General features: G+C 73.2%; 23 protein-coding genes. 14 read left to right on the top strand and 9 right to left on the bottom strand.

Going from position 1 to position 20676, the window contains the following annotated elements:
• Position 1: 1 nt before the first annotated feature.
• Positions 2-301 carry a type II toxin-antitoxin system Phd/YefM family antitoxin gene (locus IF73_RS0112580; RefSeq protein WP_031006770.1) on the top strand — a complete coding sequence of 100 codons (300 nt, stop codon included), beginning with the start codon at positions 2-4 and terminating at the stop codon, positions 299-301.
• Between the two features lie 156 nt (positions 302-457).
• Here the strand turns inward: IF73_RS0112580 and IF73_RS0112575 are convergent, their stop codons facing one another.
• Positions 458-1459 carry a hypothetical protein gene (locus IF73_RS0112575; protein ID WP_031006767.1) on the bottom strand — a complete coding sequence of 334 codons (1002 nt, stop codon included), beginning with the start codon at positions 1457-1459 and terminating at the stop codon, positions 458-460.
• Positions 1460-1633: 174 nt separating this feature from the next.
• Here IF73_RS0112575 and IF73_RS0112570 point away from each other — a divergent pair, with 174 nt between their 5' ends.
• From IF73_RS0112570 to IF73_RS0112535, 8 genes are all read left to right on the top strand, one after another.
• Positions 1634-2266, top strand: coding sequence for a TetR/AcrR family transcriptional regulator (locus tag IF73_RS0112570; protein WP_031006765.1), 633 nt, complete (start codon positions 1634-1636; stop codon positions 2264-2266).
• 162 nt (positions 2267-2428) lie between these two features.
• Positions 2429-2731 (top strand): urease subunit gamma, encoded by a 303-nt coding sequence (locus IF73_RS0112565; RefSeq protein ID WP_031006762.1) that lies wholly within the window; start codon positions 2429-2431, stop codon positions 2729-2731.
• Between the two features lie 15 nt (positions 2732-2746).
• Complete coding sequence (locus tag IF73_RS0112560; RefSeq protein ID WP_078868037.1) at positions 2747-3139, top strand: urease subunit beta; 393 nt, start codon at positions 2747-2749, stop codon at positions 3137-3139.
• Positions 3132-4853: an urease subunit alpha gene (locus IF73_RS0112555; RefSeq protein ID WP_031006759.1), complete on the top strand. Its 1722-nt coding sequence runs from the start codon at positions 3132-3134 to the stop codon at positions 4851-4853. The genes IF73_RS0112560 and IF73_RS0112555 overlap by 8 nt, the downstream gene beginning before the upstream one ends.
• Positions 4853-5521 carry an urease accessory protein UreF gene (locus IF73_RS0112550; RefSeq protein WP_031006757.1) on the top strand — a complete coding sequence of 223 codons (669 nt, stop codon included), beginning with the start codon at positions 4853-4855 and terminating at the stop codon, positions 5519-5521. Before IF73_RS0112555 ends, IF73_RS0112550 begins: the two co-directional genes overlap by 1 nt.
• Before the next feature lie 13 nt (positions 5522-5534).
• Positions 5535-6230, top strand: a complete 696-nt coding sequence (gene ureG, locus IF73_RS0112545) for an urease accessory protein UreG (protein ID WP_031006754.1) — start codon at positions 5535-5537, stop codon at positions 6228-6230.
• Complete coding sequence (locus IF73_RS0112540) at positions 6227-6973, top strand: urease accessory protein UreD (protein WP_031006752.1); 747 nt, start codon at positions 6227-6229, stop codon at positions 6971-6973. Before ureG ends, IF73_RS0112540 begins: the two co-directional genes overlap by 4 nt.
• Before the next feature lie 139 nt (positions 6974-7112).
• Entirely contained in the window at positions 7113-8699 is a 1587-nt protein-coding gene (locus tag IF73_RS0112535; RefSeq protein WP_037879030.1) for an alpha/beta hydrolase, read from the top strand.
• A gap of 102 nt (positions 8700-8801) precedes the next feature.
• Here the strand turns inward: IF73_RS0112535 and IF73_RS0112530 are convergent, their stop codons facing one another.
• Entirely contained in the window at positions 8802-9479 is a 678-nt protein-coding gene (locus IF73_RS0112530; RefSeq protein WP_031006747.1) for a lysophospholipid acyltransferase family protein, read from the bottom strand.
• Between the two features lie 93 nt (positions 9480-9572).
• Between IF73_RS0112530 and IF73_RS0112525 the strand changes: the two genes are divergently transcribed.
• Positions 9573-10571: a DUF3048 domain-containing protein gene (locus IF73_RS0112525; protein WP_031006745.1), complete on the top strand. Its 999-nt coding sequence runs from the start codon at positions 9573-9575 to the stop codon at positions 10569-10571.
• Positions 10572-10660: 89 nt separating this feature from the next.
• Positions 10661-11011, top strand: a complete 351-nt coding sequence (locus IF73_RS0112520) for a hypothetical protein (protein ID WP_031006742.1) — start codon at positions 10661-10663, stop codon at positions 11009-11011.
• A 5-nt stretch (positions 11012-11016) separates the two neighbouring features.
• On the opposite strand, the gene IF73_RS37615 is transcribed toward IF73_RS0112520, so the two are convergent.
• The 5 genes from IF73_RS37615 to IF73_RS0112495 all read right to left on the bottom strand — a co-directional run bounded on the left by IF73_RS37615 (position 11017) and on the right by IF73_RS0112495 (position 15768).
• Entirely contained in the window at positions 11017-11235 is a 219-nt protein-coding gene (locus IF73_RS37615; RefSeq protein WP_037879027.1) for a hypothetical protein, read from the bottom strand.
• A gap of 234 nt (positions 11236-11469) precedes the next feature.
• A complete protein-coding gene (locus IF73_RS0112510; protein WP_031006740.1) occupies positions 11470-12417 on the bottom strand; it encodes a cytochrome c oxidase assembly protein in 948 nt (315 codons plus the stop codon).
• 117 nt (positions 12418-12534) lie between these two features.
• Complete coding sequence (locus tag IF73_RS0112505; protein WP_031006738.1) at positions 12535-13563, bottom strand: 6-phosphofructokinase; 1029 nt, start codon at positions 13561-13563, stop codon at positions 12535-12537.
• Positions 13564-13760: 197 nt separating this feature from the next.
• Positions 13761-14489 carry a type 1 glutamine amidotransferase gene (locus IF73_RS0112500; protein ID WP_031006735.1) on the bottom strand — a complete coding sequence of 243 codons (729 nt, stop codon included), beginning with the start codon at positions 14487-14489 and terminating at the stop codon, positions 13761-13763.
• 31 nt (positions 14490-14520) lie between these two features.
• Entirely contained in the window at positions 14521-15768 is a 1248-nt protein-coding gene (locus IF73_RS0112495; RefSeq protein ID WP_031006733.1) for a Mur ligase family protein, read from the bottom strand.
• A 125-nt stretch (positions 15769-15893) separates the two neighbouring features.
• On the opposite strand from IF73_RS0112495, the gene def reads away from it, so the two are divergent.
• Positions 15894-16454, top strand: coding sequence for a peptide deformylase (def, locus tag IF73_RS0112490; RefSeq protein ID WP_031006730.1), 561 nt, complete (start codon positions 15894-15896; stop codon positions 16452-16454).
• A gap of 136 nt (positions 16455-16590) precedes the next feature.
• On the opposite strand, the gene IF73_RS0112485 is transcribed toward def, so the two are convergent.
• Positions 16591-17238, bottom strand: a complete 648-nt coding sequence (locus tag IF73_RS0112485) for a TetR family transcriptional regulator (protein ID WP_031006728.1) — start codon at positions 17236-17238, stop codon at positions 16591-16593.
• Between the two features lie 173 nt (positions 17239-17411).
• On the opposite strand from IF73_RS0112485, the gene IF73_RS0112480 reads away from it, so the two are divergent.
• Positions 17412-18629, top strand: coding sequence for an acyl-CoA dehydrogenase family protein (locus IF73_RS0112480; protein WP_031006726.1), 1218 nt, complete (start codon positions 17412-17414; stop codon positions 18627-18629).
• Between the two features lie 8 nt (positions 18630-18637).
• Here IF73_RS0112480 and IF73_RS0112475 read toward each other — a convergent pair whose 3' ends face one another.
• The gene (locus IF73_RS0112475; RefSeq protein WP_031006724.1) at positions 18638-19234 is read right to left on the bottom strand and encodes a hypothetical protein; all 597 of its coding nucleotides are present in this window, start codon (positions 19232-19234) and stop codon (positions 18638-18640) included.
• Positions 19235-19352: 118 nt separating this feature from the next.
• Between IF73_RS0112475 and IF73_RS0112470 the strand changes: the two genes are divergently transcribed.
• Positions 19353-20672, top strand: coding sequence for a phytase (locus IF73_RS0112470; RefSeq protein WP_031006722.1), 1320 nt, complete (start codon positions 19353-19355; stop codon positions 20670-20672).
• The last annotated feature ends 4 nt before the right edge of the window (positions 20673-20676 follow it).

Raw genomic sequence — 20676 nt, 5'->3', positions numbered from 1 at the left:
CATGACCTACGAGATCCCGGTGACGCAAGCGCGGGCGGAGCTCGCCGACCTCATCAACCGCGTGGTGTACGGCGGCGAGCGCGTGGTCGTGACCCGCCACGGGAAGCCGCTCGTCGCCCTGGTCTCCGCCGCTGACCTGGAACGACTGGAGAAGCTGGAGGCGGAGGCGCCGGAGCCGGCCGACGGCCCGGTGATCAGTTCGGTCTCCGGTACGGGGATCGCGGGCGGTCTCGGTTCCGCCACCGGTGAACAGCGCCGCTTCGGCATCGCCGCCCACCACCGCGAGCCCGGCGCGCGCTGACCTCCGGGCCCAGGGGGTCTCCGAGCCCGCGCCCCTCCTCCGTATACAAGGAAGCCGCCCGCGAGGAAGCCGCGGAGAAGCAGGCCGCATACGCCGAGGCCGCGTACCCCCGTCCGCTACGTCGGGGGCACGCGGCCGTCTCGGTGCGGCGGGCGGTCAGCCCGCCGCCGTCGGTACCGGAGCCGGGGCCGGTACGGGAGCCGGCGCGGTCCGCCGCCGGCCGCCGAAGGCCAGCGCCGCCAGGCCCGCGGCCGACCAGAGGGAGAGGACCAGCAGCGGTCCGCCGGCGGCGGCGCCGTCGAAGTAGGCGACGGAGCGGAGCGCCGTGCCGCCCGCGCCCGGCGGCAGCCACTGGCCGAGCAGACCGATCCCGGACGGCAGCAGTTCCGGCGCGCTGCTCATGCCCGAGAAGGCGTTGCCTGCGAGGATGGTGAGCACGGCGGCGAGTCCGAAGCCGGGCCTGCCGAGCGCGGTGGCGAGGCCCGCGAAGGTCGCGCCGATCGCCAGCACGGTCAGCGACAGCACGCCGGCCTCCGCCCAGACGTTCCCGGTCAGCGCGCCGAGCCAGCCGTGCGCGAGCGCCGCGCCGGTGAGTCCCGCGAGCACCGAGGCGCCGACGAGGGTCGCGGCGCCGCGGGCGCCGCGCAGGCCGAGGAGCACGGTGGCCGCACCGGTGGCGGCGCCCGCGATCGCGAGCGGCAGCAGGCTGGCGCCGAGCACGGCGCCGCGCGGGTCGCCCGAGGGCAGCGCGACGACGTCGGTGACCGGGACCGTCCTGCCCTCGGCGGCCGCCCGGCCCGTGACGGCCTCGCGCAGCAGGCCGGCGACGACCGGGCTGCCGGCGGAGGCGGTCAGCAGTTCCGGGCCCGCGGGGGTGACGACCACCGCGCCGTAGACCTCCCGGTTCTCGACGGCGGAGCGCGCGGCGGCGGCGTCCTCGTACCGGTGGACCTCGAAGGCCCCCTCGTGACGTCCGAGTTCGCGGGCGAAGCCGTCCGCCGCCGCGGCCGGGCCGGCCACGCCGACGGGCAGGTCGCGCGGGGCGATGCGGGCGGCGGGCCAGGCGAAGGTCCACAGGACGAGGGCGGCGAGCGCGGGGACGAGCAGGAGTACCGCGAGGGTCTTGCGCCCCGCGGTGGGGGCGGTGGCGGCGGACATGACGGCCTCGATTCACAGGTCGGGTAGGAGAGGAGCGGAGCCGGGCGGGGGCAGGCCGACCCTGGGCGGTGCCGACCGGATCCCAAAGAGAAGGATCGTTCGTTTTATCTGCTCCACACTCTCCGCCCGGGTGGCGCGGTTGTCAAGAATGAATATTCGTTTTAGTTTCGGGGCATGGCCCGTGTCTCCCAGGAACACCTCGACGCCCGTCGCCGCCAGATCCTCGACGGCGCTGCCCGCTGCTTCGCCCGCAACGGCTTCCACGCGACCTCCATGCAGGACGTGCTCGCCGAGGCCGGTCTCTCCGCCGGTGCGGTCTACCGCTACTTCCGGAGCAAGGACGAACTGATCGCGGCCATCGCCGACGAGACCTTCGTCCGCATCCGCGGTGCGTTCACGGAGGCCACCGAGGTGAGCCCGCCGCTCCTGCCCGACGTGCTGATCGCCCGGGTGCTGACGATCGTGCTGGACGGGGGGATCGCCGGCGCGGAGCGGCAGGCGTTCGCGCGCCTGATCATCCAGGTCTGGGCGGAGACCCTCCGGGACGAGAACCTGGCGAAGACCCTCGCCCAGGGCTTCGGCGGCATGCGGGAGATCTGGACGGGGCTCGTCGACGCGTACCGCGCCAACGGCCTCGTCCCCGCCGACGTCTCCTCCGCCGACATGGCCCGTACCCTCATCGCCACCGTCCAGGGCTTCATCGCCCAGCAGGCGCTCTTCGGGGACGTCGAGATCGACGTCCTGAGGGAGGGGCTGCGCGGGCTCATGTCGATGGACGTGACCGCCGCCACGCCGCCGACCCGGTGATCATGGAATCGCAAAGCCGGAGTTAACGCGCCGGAAAAACTTCCGCCCTAACGTGCAATGTCCGGCCGTCCACCGCATCTCCGCTGTTCAACAGAGTGTTGACGGTCGGTAGGGTCCGCAGCTGTCCGGGTGCGGCCCGGTGGACGACTGTGAGGTGGAAGAGTGCAACTGAGCCCGCACGAGCAGGAACGCCTGCTCATCCACGTGGCCGCCGACGTGGCGGAGAGGCGGCGCGCCCGCGGGGTGAAGCTCAACCACCCCGAGGCCGTCGCCCTGATCACCGCCCACATCCTGGAGGGTGCCAGGGACGGGCGCACCGTCGCCGAACTCATGGCCTCCGGCCGCAAGGTGCTCTCCCGCGACGACGTCATGGACGGCATCCCCGAGATGATCCACGACGTCCAGGTCGAGGCCACCTTCCCGGACGGCACCAAGCTCGTCACCGTCCACGATCCGATCGTCTGACGGGGGCCTGAGCCGATGATCCCCGGAGAGATCCTGTACGCGGTCGGGCCCGTGCCCCTCAACGAGGGCCGCCCCGTCACCCGCCTCACCGTCCTGAACGCCGCCGACCGGCCCGTCCAGGTCGGCTCCCACTACCACTTCGCCGAGGTCAACCCCGGTCTCGACTTCGACCGCGCCGCCGCCCACGGGCTGCGGCTGCACATCGCCGCCGGGACCGCCGTCCGCTTCGAGCCCGGCATCCCCGTCGAGGTCGAACTCGTGCCGATCGCCGGCCGCCGGATCGTCCCGGGGCTGCGCGGCGAGACCGCCGGCCCCCTCGACCCGCCGGACGCGTCCGGCGCCCCTGGCTCCGGGTCCCGTCCCGCCGCCCCGCAGCCCGTGACGCCGAACGGAGCCCCCCGTGCCTGACCTCCACCGCGCCGTGTACGCCGACCTCTTCGGCCCCACCACCGGCGACCGGATCCGGCTCGCCGACACCGACCTGCTGGTGGAGATCGAGGAGGACCGCTCCGGCGGCCCCGGCCGGGCCGGCGAGGAAGCCGTCTTCGGTGGCGGCAAGGTCATCCGCGAGTCGATGGGCCAGGCCCGTACCACCCGCGCCGAAGGCGCCCCCGACACGGTGATCACCGGTGCGGTGGTCATCGACCACTGGGGGATCGTCAAAGCGGACATCGGCATCCGCGACGGCCGGATCACCGCCCTCGGCAAGGCCGGCAACCCCGACACCATGGACGGCGTCCACCCCGAGCTCGTCATCGGCCCCGAGACCGAGGTCGTCGTCGGCAACGGGCGGATCGTCACCGCGGGCGCCGTCGACGCCCACGTCCACTTCATCTCGCCGACCGTCGTCGAGCAGGCGCTCGCCACCGGCGTCACCACCCTGGTCGGCGGCGGCACCGGGCCCGCCGAAGGCACCAAGGCCACCACCGTCACCCCCGGCCCCTGGCACACCGCCCGGATGTTCGAGGCCCTCGACACCTTCCCCGTCAACATCGGCCTCCTCGGCAAGGGCACCACCATGTCCCGCGAGGCGATGCACTCCCAGCTGCGCGGCGGCGCCCTCGGCTTCAAGATCCACGAGGACTGGGGGGCCACCCCCGCCGTCATCGACGCCTGCCTCGGCGTCTGCGAGGAGACCGGCGCCCAGCTCGCCATCCACACCGACACCCTCAACGAGGCCGGGTTCGTCGGCGACACCCTCGCCGCCGTCGCGGGCCGGACCATCCACGCGTATCACACCGAGGGCGCGGGCGGCGGGCACGCGCCCGACATCATCACCGTGGTCTCCGAGCCGTACGTGCTGCCCAGCTCGACCAACCCGACCCGGCCGCACACCGTCAACACCGTCGAGGAACACCTCGACATGCTGATGGTCTGCCACCACCTCAACCCCGCCGTCCCCGAGGACCTCGCCTTCGCCGAATCCCGGATCCGGCCGTCCACGATCGCCGCCGAGGACGTCCTCCACGACCTCGGCGCCATCTCGATCATCTCCTCCGACTCCCAGGCCATGGGCCGGATCGGCGAGGTGATCCTGCGGACCTGGCAGACCGCCCACGTCATGAAGAAGCGGCGCGGCACGCTGCCGGGGGACAGCCGCGCCGACAACCGGCGGGTGCGCCGCTACGTCGCCAAGTACACGATCAACCCGGCCGTCGCCCAAGGCATGGACCACCTCATCGGCTCCGTCGAACCCGGCAAGCTCGCCGACCTCGTCCTGTGGGAGCCCGCCTTCTTCGGGGTGAAGCCGCTCGCCGTCCTCAAGGGCGGCCAGATCGCCTACGCGCAGATGGGCGACGCCAACGCCTCGATCCCCACGCCCCAACCGGTGCTGCCGCGCCCCATGTTCGGCGCCCTCGGCCGGGCGGCGGCCGCCGGCTCCGTCAACTTCACCGCCGAGGCGGCGATCGAGGACGACCTGCCCCAGCGGCTCGGCCTGGCCAAGGAGTTCACCCCGATCCGCTCCACCCGCCGCCTCACCAAGGCGGACATGCGGGAGAACGACGCCCTGCCGCGCGTCGAGGTCGACGCCGACACCTTCACCGTCACCATCGACGGCGAAGCGGTCGAACCCGCCCCCGCTGTGGAACTGCCCATGGCACAGCGCTACTTCCTCTTCTGATGACCGCTTCCCGCTCCGCACTCCTGGTGCTCGCCGACGGGCGCTTCCCCGCCGGCGGGCACGCCCACTCCGGCGGCGCCGAGGCCGCGGTGAAGGCCGGGCGCATCCGCGACGCCGCCGGGCTCGAAGCGTTCTGCCTTGGGCGTCTGCACACCGTCGGGCTCACCGCGGCGGGCCTCGCCGCCGCGGCGGCCCTCGGGCTCGACCCGCACGAGCTCGACGCCGCCGCCGACGCCCGCACCCCCTCGCCCGCGCTGCGCACCGCCGCCCGGCGGCTCGGCCGCCAGTTGATGCGGGCCGCCCGCGCCGCCTGGCCGCACCCCGAACTCGACGCGCTCGCCGCCGCCTTCCCGCGCGGCGCGCACCAGCCCGTCGTCCTCGGCGTCACGGCCCGGGCGGCGGGACTCGGCCCCGAGGACGCCGCGCACTGCGCCGCGTACGAGACGGTCGGCGGCCCCGCGACCGCGACCGTACGCCTCCTCGGCCTCGACCCCTATCAGGCGACCGGCGTCCTCGCCCGGCTCGCACCCGCGATGGACGAGGTCGCGCGGCGGGCCACCGCCGCCGCCCGCGAAGGGATCGACGCGCTGCCCGCCGCCTCCGCGCCGCTCCTCGACATCACCGCCGAACAGCACGCGGCCTGGCCCGTCCGCCTCTTCGCCTCGTAACCCGGGAGCACCCATGCACCTCGACCACGACCACACCCACCACGGCGCCGTCTCCGCCGACGCCCACCGACCCGACGGCACCCGGCGCGCGCTGCGCGTCGGTCTCGGCGGACCGGTCGGCTCCGGCAAGACCGCCACCGTCGCCGCGCTCTGCCGCGACCTCCGCGACACCCTCTCGCTCGCCGTCGTCACCAACGACATCTACACCCGCGAGGACGCCGAGTTCCTGCTCCGCGAGGCCGTGCTGCCGCCGGAGCGCATCCAGGCGGTCGAGACCGGGGCCTGCCCGCACACCGCCATCCGCGACGACATCTCCGCCAACCTCGAAGCCGTCGAGGAACTGGAGGACACCGTCGGCCCGCTCGACCTGATCCTCGTCGAGTCCGGCGGCGACAACCTCACCGCCACCTTCTCCAAGGGCCTCGTCGACGCGCAGATCTTCGTCATCGACGTCGCCGGCGGCGACGACATCCCCCGCAAGGGCGGCCCCGGCGTCACCACCGCCGACCTCCTCGTCGTCAACAAGACCGACCTCGCCCCGTACGTCGGCTCCGACCTCGGCCGGATGGCCCGCGACGCGGCGGAGCAGCGCGGCGACCTGCCCGTCGTCTTCACCTCGCTCCGCTCGGCGGAGGGCGTCGGCCCGGTCGCCGACTGGGTGCGGGAACGGCTCGCGGCGTGGACGACTGTGCAGGTGCCCACCGGATGAGCCTGCGCGCCACCGCCCGGATCGCCGCCGGGGCCGGCGGTTCGCTGCCGGTCCTGGAGAGCGACGGGCCGCTCGCCCTGCGGCGCACCCGCGCCGCGGACCCCGGCTGGTCGCGGGTGACGGTCGTCGGCGCGATGAGCGCCCCGCTCGGCGGTGACCGGCTGGCGATCGAGACCGAGGTACGGGACGGGGCCCGGCTCCGGGTCGACTCGGCCGCCGCCACACTCGCCCTGCCCGGCCGCGCCCCTGACCCCGCCCGGTACGAACTCCGGCTCCGGGTCGGCGCGGACGCCGTCCTGCACTGGCTGCCCGAACAGCTCGTCAGCGCCCACCGCTCCGACCTCCGCGTGCGCACCGGCGTCGACCTGGCGCCCACCGCGCGGCTGGTCCTGCGCGAGGAGCAGGTCCTCGGCCGCCACGGCGAACCGCCCGGCACCCTCGTCTCCCGGCTCACCGTCCGCCGCGGCGGCCGTCCGCTGCTCGACCAGGAGCTCGCGTACGGCCCCGGCGCCGCCGGCGGCTGGGACGGCGGCGCCGTCCTCGCCGGTCACCGGGCCACCGGCCAACTCCTGGTCGTCGACCCGGCGTACGCGGACGCGCCGCCGCCGGCCCGCCCGCTCGGGGAGCACGCCGCCCTCACCCCGCTGGCAGGCACGGCCGTCCTCGTCACCGCGGTCGCGCCCGACGCGCTCGCCCTGCGCAGGATCCTCGACACCGCGCTCGCCGAACTCGCCGCCGGCTGACCCCGATCCGGGTGCACCGCTCAGCGGATTCCGCACTCCGGTTATGGGTTCGGCAAAGAAACGCGTGTTCGCACTGACGCCGCGGCCTCCCGGACGAAAGGATCGCTCGAACAGACGACCACCTACAGGGGGAGGACCTGTGAGACGACGCACGGCAGTGCTCGGCTCCGCCGGCACGCTCATCGCCGGCACGCTCGTCGCGGGCGCGCTCGCCGCGCCGGCCGCGAGCGCCGACAGCGGAGCGCGCCACGGGCGCGACGCCGAGGCGACCGGTGTCGCCATCGCCGCGGCCCAGGCGGCCCACACCGGCATCGACTGGCAGGACTGTCCGGCCGACTGGGGCCTGGAGAAGCCGATCCAGTGCGGCTGGGTCACCGTGCCCGTCGACTACGCGAAGCCGTACGGCAAGAAGATCAAGCTCGCCGTCGACCGGATCGCCGCCACCGGCACCCCGGCCGAGCGCCAGGGCGCGCTCCTCTACAACCCCGGCGGCCCCGGCGGTTCCGGCCTGCGCTTCCCGCGCCGCGTCACCACCAAGAACAAGATCTGGGCGAACACCGCCAAGGCGTACGACTTCGTCGGCTTCGACCCGCGCGGCGTCGGCAAGTCCGCCCCGATCTCCTGCGTCGACCCGACCGAGTTCGTCAAGGGCCCCAAGCTCGACCCGGTCCCCGACAGCGAGGCCGACAAGCTGGCGCAGCGCAAGCTCGCCGCCGAGTACGCCGAGGGCTGCGCCGAGAAGAGCGGCGACATGCTCCCGTACATGACGACGCCGAACACCGCGCGCGACCTCGACGTCATCCGCGCCGCCCTCGGCGAGCGGAAGCTCAACTTCGTCGGCGTCTCGTACGGCACCTACCTCGGCGCCGTCTACGGCACCCTCTTCCCGACGCACGTCCGCCGCATGGTCCTGGACAGCGTCGTCAACCCGTCGACCCGCTCCATCTGGTACGAGGCCAACCTCGGCCAGGACATCGCCTTCGAGGGCCGGCTCACCGACTGGATGACCTGGGTCGCCCAGCACGACGCCACCTACCACCTCGGCTCCACCCTCGCCGAGGTCCGGCAGCAGTGGGACTCCCTGCGCGCCGCCGCCAAGAAGGCGCCGCTCGGCGGCAAGGTCGGACCGGCCGAGCTCATCGGCTTCTTCCAGAACGCCCCGTACTACGACTCCATGTGGGCCCCGGTCGCCGATGCGTGGAGCGCGTACGCCGCCGGCGACCCGCAGCCGCTGATCGACAACGCCGCCGCGGACCTCACCGACACCGCCGGCAACATCGCCTCGGAGAACGGCAACGCGGTCTACACGGCCGTCGAGTGTGCGGACGCCCCGTGGCCGACCAGCTGGAAGAAGTGGGACCGGGACAACTCCCGCCTCCACGAGCAGTACCCGTTCATGACCTGGGCCAACGCCTGGATGAACCTGCCCTGCGCCACCTGGAAGGTGCCGAGCCAGCGCCCGGTGCAGGTCAAGACGGGCAAGGGCCTGCCGCCCGTGCTCATCACCCAGGCCGAGCGCGACGCCGCCACCCCGTACGAGGGCGCTGTGGAACTGCACAAGCGGTTCAGGAACTCGCGCCTGATCACGGAGCGCGACGCCGGCTCGCACGGCATCACGAACCTGGCCAACCCCTGCCTCAACACCAAGGTCGAGGACTACCTGCTGAGCGGCAGGCTCGACGCCACGGACCAGACGTGCGCGCCGCACGCGACTCCGCAGCCGTAGCCGCAGCCGTGGCTGTAGCCGAAGCAGTCGCCGTCCTCACGGGCTGACGAACGAGGACGCACGAGGGGCCGTCGCCACCGGCCGACGGCCCCTCCGCCGTGTTCAGGCCCCGGCCGCCTTCACCACGGCCGCGTACTCGTCCACGTACTCCTGCCCCGACAGCCGCATGATCGCGTACATGATCTCGTCCGTGACCGCCCGCACCACCGCCCGCTCGTCCGCCGAGCCCGCGAAGCGCGAGAAGTCCAGCGGCTCCCCGAACCGGATGGTCACCCGCCGGATCCGGGGCACCACCCGCCCGGGCGGCTGGATCTCGAAGGTGCCGACCATCGCGCACGGCACCACCTTCACGCCCGCCGTCAGCGCCATCACCGCGACGCCGACCTTGCCCTTGTACAGACGCCCGTCGTGCGAGCGGGTGCCCTCCGGGTAGATCCCCAGCAGCTCGTCCCTCGCGAGCACCCCGAGTCCCTCCCGGATCGCCGCCCGCCCCGCCTCCTTGCCCGAGCGGTCCACCGGGATCTGCCCGGCCGCCCGGAAGAAGGCGGCGGTCAGCCGCCCCTTCAGCCCCGGCCCGGTGAAGTACTCCTGCTTCGCCAGGAAGGTGATCCGCCGGTCGAGCACCACCGGCATCAGGAAGTGGTCGGAGAAGGAGAGATGGTTGCCCGCGACGATCGCCGCGCCCTCCTCCGGGATGTGCTCGATCCCCTCGACCCGCGGCCGGAACAGCAGTTTCAGCAGCGGTCCGAGCAGTACGTACTTCAGCAGCCGGTAGAACACCGGGACCCCCGTTCGTCGTCGTCACGCCCGTTGTAACCCCCCGGCCGCCCGTGGTCCACTGGTAGGAGTGTCCCGACCCACCGGGAGGCCGACATGCCAGGCGCGCGCGGACCCCGGCGTCCCGGGCGCGGGCTCACCGCGCTGCTGTGCGTGGTGACCGCGGCCGGTCTGTACGGCTGCTCCGGCTCGGGCCCGCCGGACCCGCCACCGACGCCGACGCGCGCGCCCACCACCGCCCCCGCCGGCGTCTCGCCGTTCACGGGACTGCCCGCCCGCATCGGCCCCGTGCTCGCCGTGAAGGTGGACAACGTGGCCGCGGCCCGCCCCCAGACCGGGCTCGGCGCCGCCGACCTCGTCTACGTCGAGCAGGTCGAAGGCGGCGTCACCCGCCTGCTCGCCGTCTACTCCTCCCGCCTCCCCGACAGCGTCGGCCCCGTCCGCAGCGCCCGCGAGTCCGACATCTCCCTCCTGCGCCCCTTCGGCCGGCCCGCCCTCGCCTATTCCGGCGCCCAGACCAAGCTGAACCCGCTGCTGGACGCCGCCTCCCTCGACCTCGTCACCGAGTCGAACGCGCCCGGCGCGTTCCGGCGCTCCCCGGACCGCCCCGCCCCGCACAACCTCTATCTGCGCCCCGAGCGCGCCCTCGCCGCCGCCCCCGACGCCTCCGACGCGGCCCCCGTCGGGCTGCGCTTCGGCGCCGCGCCCGCCGGCGGCACCGCGGCCGCCGAGGAGACCGTCCGCTTCCCGGCCGCCCGCTACACCTTCACCTGGTCCGCGGCCGACCGCGGCTGGCACGTGACCCTCGACGGCCGCGCGATGACCGCCACCGACACCGGTCGGCTCGCCCCCGCCACCGTCGTCGTCCAGCGGGTGACCGTCCGCCCGTCCGAGTTCCACGACGTGACCGGCGCCGTCTCCCCGTACACCGAGACCACCGGCTCCGGCACGGCGACCGTGCTGCGTGACGGGCGGGCGTACGAGGCCCGCTGGTCCCGCCCCGACCCGGCCGGCGGCACCGCCTTCACCACCCCCGACGGCAGCCCGCTCGCCTTCGCCCGCGGACAGGTCTGGTTCGTCCTGGCCCCTCGCTGAGCCGGGCGCATCGACCCGCGGATGACCGGCACCGGGCCGGGTAGGCGCGAGGCACGGAGGAGACGAGACTCCCGGAGAGGAGGCACGCCATGGGCGCCGACATCTGGGGCTACCCGAAGTCCTCCGGCCACGTGCCGGGCGACACCCTGATCGGGTACGCGGTGGAGGCCACCGACGGCGGCATCGGCAAGGTCGACCGGCACACGGAGGACGTCGACCGGTCCTACCTCGTGGTGGACACCGGGCCGTGGATCCTCGGCCACAAGGTCGTCCTGCCCGCCGGCCTCGTCGACCGCGTGGACAGGGACAACGAGACGGTGCACGTGAACTGCACCAAGGACCAGGTCCGCGAGTCCCCGGACTTCGAGGCGGGCCAGAACGAGCAGGACGTGACGTTCATCCGCCTCGTCGAGCAGTACTACGCGAACCGGCACATGTGAGCCGGTCAGCGGGGGGACGGCCCGGGGCCGCCGCCCGCCCGTGGTGCGCGGGGCGTGACCGGCGTCTCGGTGCTGTCCGCCGCGGCCATCCCGATCGTCGCCACGCCGAGCACGATCCAGCCGAACCAGAGCCAGCCGCTGCTGCCGAGCGCCACCGTGTACGCGGTGATCAGCACCAGCACGGCGCAGGTGACGATCGTCATCGCCTTCGTGGAACCGGACATCTGCCCGCCCTCCTCCCGACCGGGGCCAGGGAAGCCTCCCCCCATGGTGACTCCCCGCGGGGGGCGCGCGCTACTCCCCGGACGGGCCCGGGGGGCCGGCGGCGTTCAAGGCGTTCAAGGCACGTCCAAGGCGTCCAAGGCGTTCAAGGCGCGTCCGAGGCGTCCGAGGCGTCCAAGGCCGAGAAGGCGGCCGAGGCGGACAAGCGGTCAAAGGCGGTCAAGCGGCCGAGGCGGTCAGCGGCGCGCCTGGAGCGAGGCCAGGTACGCGTTGTACTCCGCCAGCTCCTTGTCGCCGTCCCGGTCGGCCTGCCGGTCCTTGCGGACCGCCTGCCGCTGCTCGGAGTGGTACCACTGGTAGACCAGCGCGATCAGCACCAGCACCGAAGGGATCTCGCTGAACGCCCAGGCGATGCCGCCGGCGGCGTTCTGGTCGGCGAGCGCGTCGATGCCGAGCGAGGCGGGCGGGTTCTTGTACGCGTCCACCATCGGCTGGGTCGCCATCATCATCGCGATGCCGAAGAAGGCGTGGAACGGCATGCCCGCGAAGAGCTCCAGCATCCGCATCACGTACCCGGGGCGGTGCGGGCCCGGGTCGACGCCCATGATCGGCCAGAAGAAGACCAGGCCCACCGCGAGGAAGTGGACCATCATCGCGATGTGCCCGGGCTTCGACGCCATCAGGGTGTCGAAGAGCGAGGTGAAGTAGAGGCCGTAGAGGCTGGCGATGAACATGCTGATGGTGAACGCGGGGTGCGTGACGATCCGCATGTACCGGCTGTGCAGCAGCTTCAGCAGCAGCTCGCGCGGGCCGAGCGAGCCGCGCCCGGCCACCGGGAGGGCCCGCAGCGCCAGCGTCACCGGCGCGCCGAGCAGCAGCAGGATCGGCGAGACCATGGAGATCACCATGTGCTGCACCATGTGCACGCTGAACATGACCATGCCGTAGTCGTTCAGCTTGGTGCACATCACCAGGGCGACGCTCAGCACGCCGACCGTGAACAGCACGGTCCGGGCGACCGGCCAGGCGTCACCGCGCCTGCGCAGCCGGGCGACCCCCCACCCGTACAGACCGAGCGCCGTGAGGCAGCCGATCAGGAAGAAGAGGTCGGGAGAGAACTCCAGGCCCCGCCCCAGCGTGAACGGCGGCAGATCCGTGGTCATGCCGTGCCCGCTGTGATCCATCGCTTACTCCTGGAGCCCATTGCGCGCCGAGCCCGTTTCGCGCTTGTTGTCCGCACCAGACTAGAACCGCCCCCGGTCGCGCTCGCGACCGGGGGCGGGTGTGACGTACGCGCGTCGTCAGAGCACGCACTCGGCCTCGGCGTAGCGGTCCTCGGGGACCGTCTTCAGCGTCTCCACGGCCTGCGCCAGCGGCACCATCACGATGTCGGTGCCGCGCAGCGAGGTCAGCATGCCGAACTCGCCGCGGTGCGCGGCCTCGACCGCGTGCCAGCCGAAGCGGGTGGCGAGGACGCGGTCGTACGCGGTGGGCGTGCCGCCGCGCTGGACGTGGCCGAGGATGACCGGGCGGGCCTCCTTGCCGAGCCGGCGCTCCAGCTCGACGGAGAGCTGGTTGGCGACGCCGGTGAACCGCTCGTGGCCGTAGATGTCGGTGCCGGCGGTCTTGAAGTCCATGGAGGAGCCCTCGCGCGGCTTGGCGCCCTCGGCGACCACGACGATGGCGAACCGCTTGCCGTCCTCGAAGCGGGCGCCGACCCGGGAGGTCAGCTCGTCGATGTCGAAGGGGCGCTCCGGGACGACGACGGCGTGGGCGCCGGCGGCCATGCCGGAGTGGAGGGCTATCCAGCCGGTGTGACGGCCCATGACCTCGACGACGAGGACGCGCTGGTGGGACTCGGCGGTGGTCTTCAGCCGGTCGAGGGCCTCGGTGGCGACGGTGACGGCGGTGTCGAAGCCGAAGGTGACGTCGGTCGAGGCGATGTCGTTGTCGATGGTCTTCGGGACGCCGACGATGGGGAGACCGGCCTCGGAGAGGAGGTTGGCGGCCTTGAGGGTGCCCTCGCCGCCGATCGGGATGATCGCGTCGAGGCCGAGGTCGGCCACGTGGCCCTTGGCCCGCTCGACCCCGTCGACGAGGTGGGCGGGCTGGACGCGGGAGGAGCCGAGGATGGTGCCGCCGCGGGCGAGGATGCCGCCGACCGCGTCGAGGTCGAGCTTCCGGTAGTCGCACTCCAGGAGGCCCTTCCACCCGTCGTGGAAGCCGATGACCTCGTCACCGTGGTCGACGACGGCCCGGTGCACGACGGAACGGATGACGGCGTTCAGACCGGGGCAGTCTCCGCCGGAGGTGAGCACACCAATGCGCATAGCCCAAAAACCTTTGCAACGTGGGCCGACTCCCGGACCACGTCGTCCGGCTGGATCCCCGCCACCCTATCGTCGCCGGGTGGCGGGGCCGAACCGGATGTCCGCAGATTGGACACCGTATTTACTTACGAATCCAATGTGCGCTAGGCCGCTCAGAAGTGCGGTCCGCAATGCCCCTTATCGCCCTTGATGGTGCGTCAGGCGGGCTGCGAGGCGGCCGCGATGCGCTCGGCGCGCAGCGCCTCGTACCACCGGTCGTCGGTCGGCGGCAGCGCGTTGACGTCGAGGGCCAGCTTCAGCAGCAGGTCCGCGATCTGCGGGTTGCGGGCCATCACGGGACCGTGCATGTAGGTGCCGAAGACGGTGTCGTTGTACGCGCCCTCGGTGCCGTCGCCGGTGCCGTTGCCGTTGCCGAAGACGGTCCGCGCGAAGGGGCGGGCCGTCGGGCCGAGGTGGGTGACGCCCTGGTGGTTCTCGAAGCCGGTCAGCTGGGGGAGGCCCAGGTGCGGGTCGATGTCGGCGAGCACGTCGCCGACGCAGCGGGCGCCCTCGCCCCGGACCGTGGTCACGTCGAGCAGGCCGAGGCCCGGCTCGCGCGCCCCGAGGTCGTTGATGAACTCGTGGCCCAGGATCTGGTAGCCGGCGCAGACCGAGAAGATGATCGCGCCGTTCGAGGCGGCCCGGGAGAGGCCGCCGTCGCGGCGCAGCCGCTCGGCCGCGAGTCGCTGCGGCCGGTCCTCGCCGCCGCCGATCAGGTAGATGTCGCCGGAGGTGGGGACCGGCTGGTCGCTGCGGACGTCGACGCGCTCGACGTGCAGGCCGCGCTGGCGGGCGCGGCGTTCGACGACGAGGACGTTGCCCTGGTCGCCGTAGGTGCTGAGCAGGTCGGGGTAGACCCAGACCACACGCAGGCTGCTGTCACTCATGCTGCCACTCCTTCTGCGAGTCGGGGCGGGGTCAGTTGCCGACACGGCGGCGTACGTCCTGGAAGGCGGTGTAGTTGGCGATCAGCTCGATCTGTCCGGGCGGGGCCATGGCGACCGCCTCGTCGAGCGTGTCGCAGACGCGGAAGTCCACGCCCGCGACCTCCAGGCGGACCGCGAGGTCGAGCCGGCGGTCGCCGATCACCATGATCGGGTGGCCGGCGAGCCGGCCGTAGTCGACGTCCCACAGCCAGGAGGTGTCGGTGCCGTCGGCGCCGCGCGCGTTGACCGAGAGGATGACCGGCGTCGGCGGCGGGTCGATGAGGGAGAAGGTCTCCAGCCAGCCGGCCGGGTTCTTCGCGAGCAGCAGCCGCAGCTGCCGGTCCTGGAAGGAGACCACGTCGTAGCGGCCGGCCACGGCCTGCACCTGGAACATGCGTTCCAGGGCGACCTGCGGCGGGACGCCGAAGACGGCGGCGACGGCGGCCGAGGTGGCGGCGTTCGCCTTGTTGGCGCGGCCGGGCAGCTGGAGCCGGATCGGCCAGGCGGAGCCGTGCGGGTCGAGCACGTGGTCGCCGCTGAGCGCCCAGCTCGGGGCGGGGCGGCGGAAGCCGCACTCGCCGCAGAACCAGTCGTCGCCGGGGCGCTGGAGGACGCCGCCGCAGGAGGGGCACGACCAGGCGTCGTCCTTCCACTCCTGGCCGACCGCGACCCACACCACGTTGGGGGAGGAGGAGGCGGCCCACACGATCAGCGGGTCGTCGGCGTTGGCGATGACGACGGCCTTGGAGCCGTTGAGGCCCTCGCGCCACTTCTCGGCGAGCATCCGCGTCTCGGCGGCGCGGTCGAGCTGGTCGCGGGAGAGGTTGAGCAGCGCGATCGCCTTGGGGGTGGTGTCGCGGGCGACGCCGGCGAGGTACTTCTCGTCGACCTCGATCACGCCGTACCGGGCGTCGCCTCCGCCGGCGAGGGCGGAGGTGATGCCCGCGGGCATGTTGGCGCCGAGGGCGTTGGAGACCACCGGGCCGCTGGCCCGGAGCGCCTCGGCGATCAGCCGGGTCGTGGTGGTCTTGCCGTTGGTGGCGGACACGAGGACGACGTCCAGGTGCTGCGCGAGCCGTCCCAGCAGGTCGGGGTCGAGCTTGAGCGCGACCCGTCCGCCGATCACCGATCCGCTGCCACGGCCGGCCGCCCGCGACACCGCGGCGGCCGCCTTGCCCGCGGTCACGGCCAGCTTGGCGCGCGGCGACAGCGGCTCTGGATTACCGGGGTGTCCTGACATCGTCCTTGATCCTCCTTGCGTCGGTCGGGGCTCAGCCTATCGAGTACCGGCCAGGAGCCCGAACCGCGGCACCCGGGCCGACCGTATGAAATGAGGAGGTCAGGGCGGACCGTACGCTTACGGGCATGCGAAACCGCCCCATCCCAGGCAGCTCCGGCATCGTCCGGACGATGACCCTGCTCGGCGACCCCGTGCTGCACACGCCCTGTGCCCCCGTCACCGAGTTCGGGCGCGAGCTCGACGGTCTCGTCGAGTCGATGTTCGCCACCATGTACGCGGCGCACGGCGTGGGTCTCGCCGCGAACCAGGTGGGCGTGGGGCTGCGGGTGTTCGTCTACGACTGCCCGGACGACGAGGACGTGCGGCACCTGGGGCACGTGGTGAACCCGCGGCTGGTCGAGGCGGACGGCGACGAGTACCGCGGCCCGGAGGGCTGCCTCTCGCTGCCGGGCCTGGAGGCGCCGGTGGCCCGCTTCGACCGCGCGGTGGTGGAGGGCGTCCGCACCGACGGCACCCCGGTCCGCGTCGAGGGCACCGGCTTCTTCGCCCGCTGCCTGCTGCACGAGATGGACCACCTGGAGGGCCGCGTCTACGCGGAGCGCGTCACCGGGTGGCGCAGATCACGTCTCCTCCGCACCATCCGCAGGCAGCCCTGGGGCGAGGGCGCGTCCGCCCTGGAGGCGTAGCGAGGTTCTCCCGGTACGGCTCCGAGCCCGGCCGCCCGCGATCGCCAGGCCCCCCACCGCCCGCCCAGGCCCCCTCCGGGGTCGCTCCCGATCCGACCCCCGGCCGGTGTCCGGATGCCCGGTCCGGCCCCGGAAGTCAGAAGCCCGGGCCGTCCGCGCGGTCGTCGGCCTCGGCCAGGCGGCCCCAGAGGAGGTCCGCCAGGGAGCGGACCAGTTCGGCGCGGGAGCAGGGGCGCTCGCCCAGCCACCAGTCGCCGGCGGCGTGCATCATGCCGACGATGCCGTGACCCCAGATCCGGGCCTGCGCCTCGGCGGCCGGGCCGAGGTCGACGCGCTCGGCGATGACCTGGCCCAGTTCCTCGCCCATGCGGCGGAGCAGCGGGGCGGAGTGGCGGCCGACGTCGAAGCCCTGCTCGGCCTGGTGGGACTCCTCGGCCGGGTGCATGAGGAAGCGGTAGACCTGCGGCATCGCCTCGATGGAGGCGAGGTAGGTGTCGAGGGTGGCCTCGACCCGGCGGCGCCGGTCCGCGGGGGCGTCGAGGGCGGCCCGCAGCGAGGCGAGGAGGGCGTCGGTGTGGCGGGTGGCGAGGGCGCGGTAGAGGCCGCCCTTGTCGCCGAAGTGGCGGTAGAGGATCGGCTTGGTGATGCCGGCCTCGGCCGCGATCGCGTTCATGGATGCCTTGGGGCCGTCGCGGAGCACCACCCGGTCCGCCGCCTCCAGCAGTTCGCGCCGCCGCTGCTCGGCGGGCTTCTGCTGGTCGGTGGTCCGGTGTGCGATGTCCATAAGCGTGTCTCCCCGCCCGTGTGATGACCTGAGGCTGTCGCAACGTAACACCCGACCGGCACCCCGTGCCGAACCGCCCGATCCGCTTCGCTCGGGAGGACCCGCAGGTTGACAGCCGTACCCGCCGGTAACAGACTGCTGTTACCGTAAGTAACGTACTGCTGGGAGGGACCATGGGCGAGTTCACGTTCGAGCTCAACGACGACCAGAGGGAAGTCCGTGACTGGCTTCACGGCTTCGCCGCGGACGTCATGCGGCCGGCCGCCGCCGAGTGGGACGAGCGTGAGGAGACCCCCTGGCCCATCATCCAGGAGGCGGCCAAGCTGGGAATCTACTCCCTCGACTTTTACGCCCAGCAGTTCTTCGACCCGACCGGCCTCGGCGTCCCGATGACCATGGAGGAGCTCTTCTGGGGCGACGCCGGCATCGCGCTCTCCATCGTCGGCACCGGCCTCGCCGCCGTCGGCGTCCTCGCCAACGGCACCGAGGAGCAGATCGGCACCTGGGTGCCGCAGATGTACGGCGACGCGAACGACGTGAAGGTCGCCGCCTTCTGCTCCTCCGAGCCCGACGCCGGCTCCGACGTCGCCGCCATGCGCACCCGGGCCGTCTACGACGAGGCCAAGGACGAGTGGGTGCTCAACGGCACCAAGACCTGGGCGACCAACGGCGGCATCGCCAACGTCCACGTCGTCGTCGCCGTCGTCGACCCGGAGCTCGGCTCCAAGGGCCACGCCTCCTTCATCGTGCCGCCGAACACCCCCGGCCTCTCCCAGGGCCAGAAGTTCCAGAAGCACGGCATCCGCGCCTCGCACACCGCCGAGGTCGTCCTGGAGGACGTCCGCGTCCCCGGCTCCTGCCTGCTCGGCGGCAAGGACAAGCTCGACGAGCGCCTCGCCCGAGCCCGCGAGAAGGCGAAGGCGGGCGGCGGCGAGCGGGTCAAGAACGCCGCCATGGCCACCTTCGAGGCGTCCCGCCCGGCGGTCGGCGCCATGGCCGTCGGCACCGCCCGCGCCGCGTACGAGGTCGCCCTCGACTACGCGAAGACCCGCGTGCAGTTCGGCCGCCCGATCATCGAGAACCAGGGCGTCGCCTTCCAGCTCGCGGACATGGCGACCCAGATCGACGCGGCCCGGCTGCTGGTGTGGCGCGCCTCCTGGATGGCCACCGCCGGCAAGCCCTTCACGAACGCCGAGGGCTCCATGTCGAAGCTGTACGCGAGCGAGGTCGCCAAGTCCGTCACGGCCCAGGCGATCCAGATCCTCGGCGGCAACGGCTACACCCGCGAGTACCCGGTCGAGCGCATGCACCGCGACGCCGCGATCTACACCATCTTCGAGGGCACCAGCGAGATCCAGCGGATGGTCATCAGCCGGGCGCTCGCCAAGTAGCCCGGCGCTCAGCCGAACCAGACGATCAGGCGGACGTTCGCGTCACCGTGGACGGCCGCCAGATCGCGCATGACCGTCCAGACCGGACCCCAGCGCTCGCCGTCCGGCGGGACGAACATCCGGGGCGTGTACCGGACCGGACGGTAGACCGCCCCCTCCCACCGGACCTCGCCGCCGGGCGGCCACTCCCACGGCCACAGGTCCTCGCCGAAGAGCTCCTCCGAGGCGTCGAGGACCTCGATCGGCGCCCACCGCACGTGGTCGAAGACCGGCTCGCCGTCCGGACCCGGCACCCACACCGCGAGGTGGTTGCCGTCGGGGCGGTCGTTCAGCGGCGCGTCCCAGTCGACCGCCGCCACCTCGGCCCAGGTGGCGTACGAATGGCTGTGGTTGATCTCGTCGTCGGGGATGTCCCCGGAGACCCCCTCCGGGAGGCCCCGGGCGTCGAAGAGCGGACGGTCCACCTGGAGCCCGCCGCCGTACCCCCACAGGACCTCCCGCGCCTCCCGGTCGCGCACCGTCGCGCACTCCGGCAGCCAGTCGCGGACCGTCCAGCGCCCGTCCGGCCCCCGCACCTCGATCGCGCCCTCGATGTCGCTCCCCATGGCAGGGAGGCTATCCGCGTGTGCGAGACGGCCGCCCGGAATTCACGGGTCCGCAAGGACCGCTCCATTCCGCCTCCGTAGCGTCTCGGCCCGTCCGAGATCGCTACCGAGGAGTATCGTGAGCGCCTCCGCTCTGACCGCCCTGGCCGCCGCCCTCAGCGTCGTGGCCGCGGTCCCCGCCGCCCCCCAGCCCGTCCCCGTCACCGCCCGCGTCGAGACGCCCGTCGTGTACGACGACGAGGCCGGCGGCAACGCCGACGCGGACGACCCCGCCGTCTGGGTCGACCCCACCCGGCCCGGCCGCAGCCTCGTCATCGGCACCCTCAAGGAGGGCGGCCTCGACGTCTACGGGCTCGACGGCCGCCGCATCCAGCACATCGCCGCCCCGCCCGCCCCCGGCGAGGACGCCGCCCCCGGACGGTTCAACAACGTCGACCTGGTCTACGGCTTCGAGCTGGACGGCCGCCCGACCGACCTGGCCGTCGTCAGCGACCGCGGCCGCGACCGGATCCGCGCCTACGCCATCGACCCGGCCGCCCTCGCCGCCGGCCGTGCCCCGCTGCGGGACGTCACCGCCGCCGACGTCACCCCCGTCTTCGCCGCGAGCGAGGCCGAGGTCGACGACCAGACCACCTCCTACGGCCTCACCGCCTACCGCGACGGAGACGACGCCTACGTCGTCGTCTCCCAGCGCGAGCGCACCCGGCTGCGCCTCCTGGAGCTGGAGGACCGCGGCGGCCGGGTCGGCTACCGCACCGAGGACACCCTCGACCTGCCCCGGTCCTTCACCCTGCCGAACGGCACCTCCTGGCGGCCCTGCGCCGACCCCGGCGAGCTGCCGCAGGTCGAGGGCATGGCCGTCGACCAGGAGGAGCACGTCCTCTACGCCGCGCAGGAGGCCGTCGGCCTCTGGCGCGTCGAGATCGACGACGAGGAGTTCGAGCGGCCCGAACTCCTCGACCGCGTCCGCCAGTACGGCACCCCGTGGACGTACGACGAGGCCGAGGAGGAGTGCGTCCTCGACACCGCGCACGACCCCGGCTTCGGCGGTCGGCACCTGAGCGCCGACGCCGAGGGCGTCACCGTCTACCACGGCGACGACGGCACCGGCTATGTCCTCGCCTCCAGCCAGGGCGACAACGCCTTCGCCGTCTACGCCCGCGAGGGGGCCAACGCCTACCTCGGCTCCTTCGCCGTCACCGACGGGCCCGCCACCGACGGGGTGCAGCACTCCGACGGCTCCACCGTGGTGAACGTGCCGCTCGGCACCGCCTTCCCGAAGGGCCTGCTCGTCACCCACGACGGCGAGGCCGCCCCGGCGGACGGCGACCGCGAGGGCACCAACTTCAAGTTCACCCGCTGGGACGACGTCGCCGGGGCCTTCCCCGCGCCGCTGACCGTCGACACCGACTCCTTCGACCCGCGCGACACCGACTGAACCG

Source organism: Streptomyces sp. NRRL F-5727 (assembly GCF_000719555.1).
Lineage (GTDB): Bacteria > Actinomycetota > Actinomycetes > Streptomycetales > Streptomycetaceae > Streptomyces.
This window is presented reverse-complemented; position numbering and strand designations above follow the sequence as displayed.

Coding starts and splice junctions, on each gene's coding strand:
- IF73_RS0112575 (WP_031006767.1), bottom strand. CDS start 1,459: ATGTCCGCCGCCACCGCCCCCACCGCGGGGCGCAAGACCCTCGCGGTA.
- IF73_RS0112570 (WP_031006765.1), top strand. CDS start 1,634: ATGGCCCGTGTCTCCCAGGAACACCTCGACGCCCGTCGCCGCCAGATC.
- IF73_RS0112540 (WP_031006752.1), top strand. CDS start 6,227: ATGAGCCTGCGCGCCACCGCCCGGATCGCCGCCGGGGCCGGCGGTTCG.
- IF73_RS0112495 (WP_031006733.1), bottom strand. CDS start 15,768: ATGTCAGGACACCCCGGTAATCCAGAGCCGCTGTCGCCGCGCGCCAAG.
- IF73_RS0112505 (WP_031006738.1), bottom strand. CDS start 13,563: ATGCGCATTGGTGTGCTCACCTCCGGCGGAGACTGCCCCGGTCTGAAC.
- IF73_RS0112485 (WP_031006728.1), bottom strand. CDS start 17,238: ATGGACATCGCACACCGGACCACCGACCAGCAGAAGCCCGCCGAGCAG.
- IF73_RS0112510 (WP_031006740.1), bottom strand. CDS start 12,417: ATGGATCACAGCGGGCACGGCATGACCACGGATCTGCCGCCGTTCACG.
- ureG (WP_031006754.1), top strand. CDS start 5,535: ATGCACCTCGACCACGACCACACCCACCACGGCGCCGTCTCCGCCGAC.
- IF73_RS37615 (WP_037879027.1), bottom strand. CDS start 11,235: ATGTCCGGTTCCACGAAGGCGATGACGATCGTCACCTGCGCCGTGCTG.
- IF73_RS0112525 (WP_031006745.1), top strand. CDS start 9,573: ATGCCAGGCGCGCGCGGACCCCGGCGTCCCGGGCGCGGGCTCACCGCG.
- IF73_RS0112480 (WP_031006726.1), top strand. CDS start 17,412: ATGGGCGAGTTCACGTTCGAGCTCAACGACGACCAGAGGGAAGTCCGT.
- IF73_RS0112500 (WP_031006735.1), bottom strand. CDS start 14,489: ATGAGTGACAGCAGCCTGCGTGTGGTCTGGGTCTACCCCGACCTGCTC.
- IF73_RS0112475 (WP_031006724.1), bottom strand. CDS start 19,234: ATGGGGAGCGACATCGAGGGCGCGATCGAGGTGCGGGGGCCGGACGGG.
- IF73_RS0112560 (WP_078868037.1), top strand. CDS start 2,747: ATGATCCCCGGAGAGATCCTGTACGCGGTCGGGCCCGTGCCCCTCAAC.
- IF73_RS0112580 (WP_031006770.1), top strand. CDS start 2: ATGACCTACGAGATCCCGGTGACGCAAGCGCGGGCGGAGCTCGCCGAC.
- IF73_RS0112520 (WP_031006742.1), top strand. CDS start 10,661: ATGGGCGCCGACATCTGGGGCTACCCGAAGTCCTCCGGCCACGTGCCG.
- IF73_RS0112550 (WP_031006757.1), top strand. CDS start 4,853: ATGACCGCTTCCCGCTCCGCACTCCTGGTGCTCGCCGACGGGCGCTTC.
- def (WP_031006730.1), top strand. CDS start 15,894: ATGCGAAACCGCCCCATCCCAGGCAGCTCCGGCATCGTCCGGACGATG.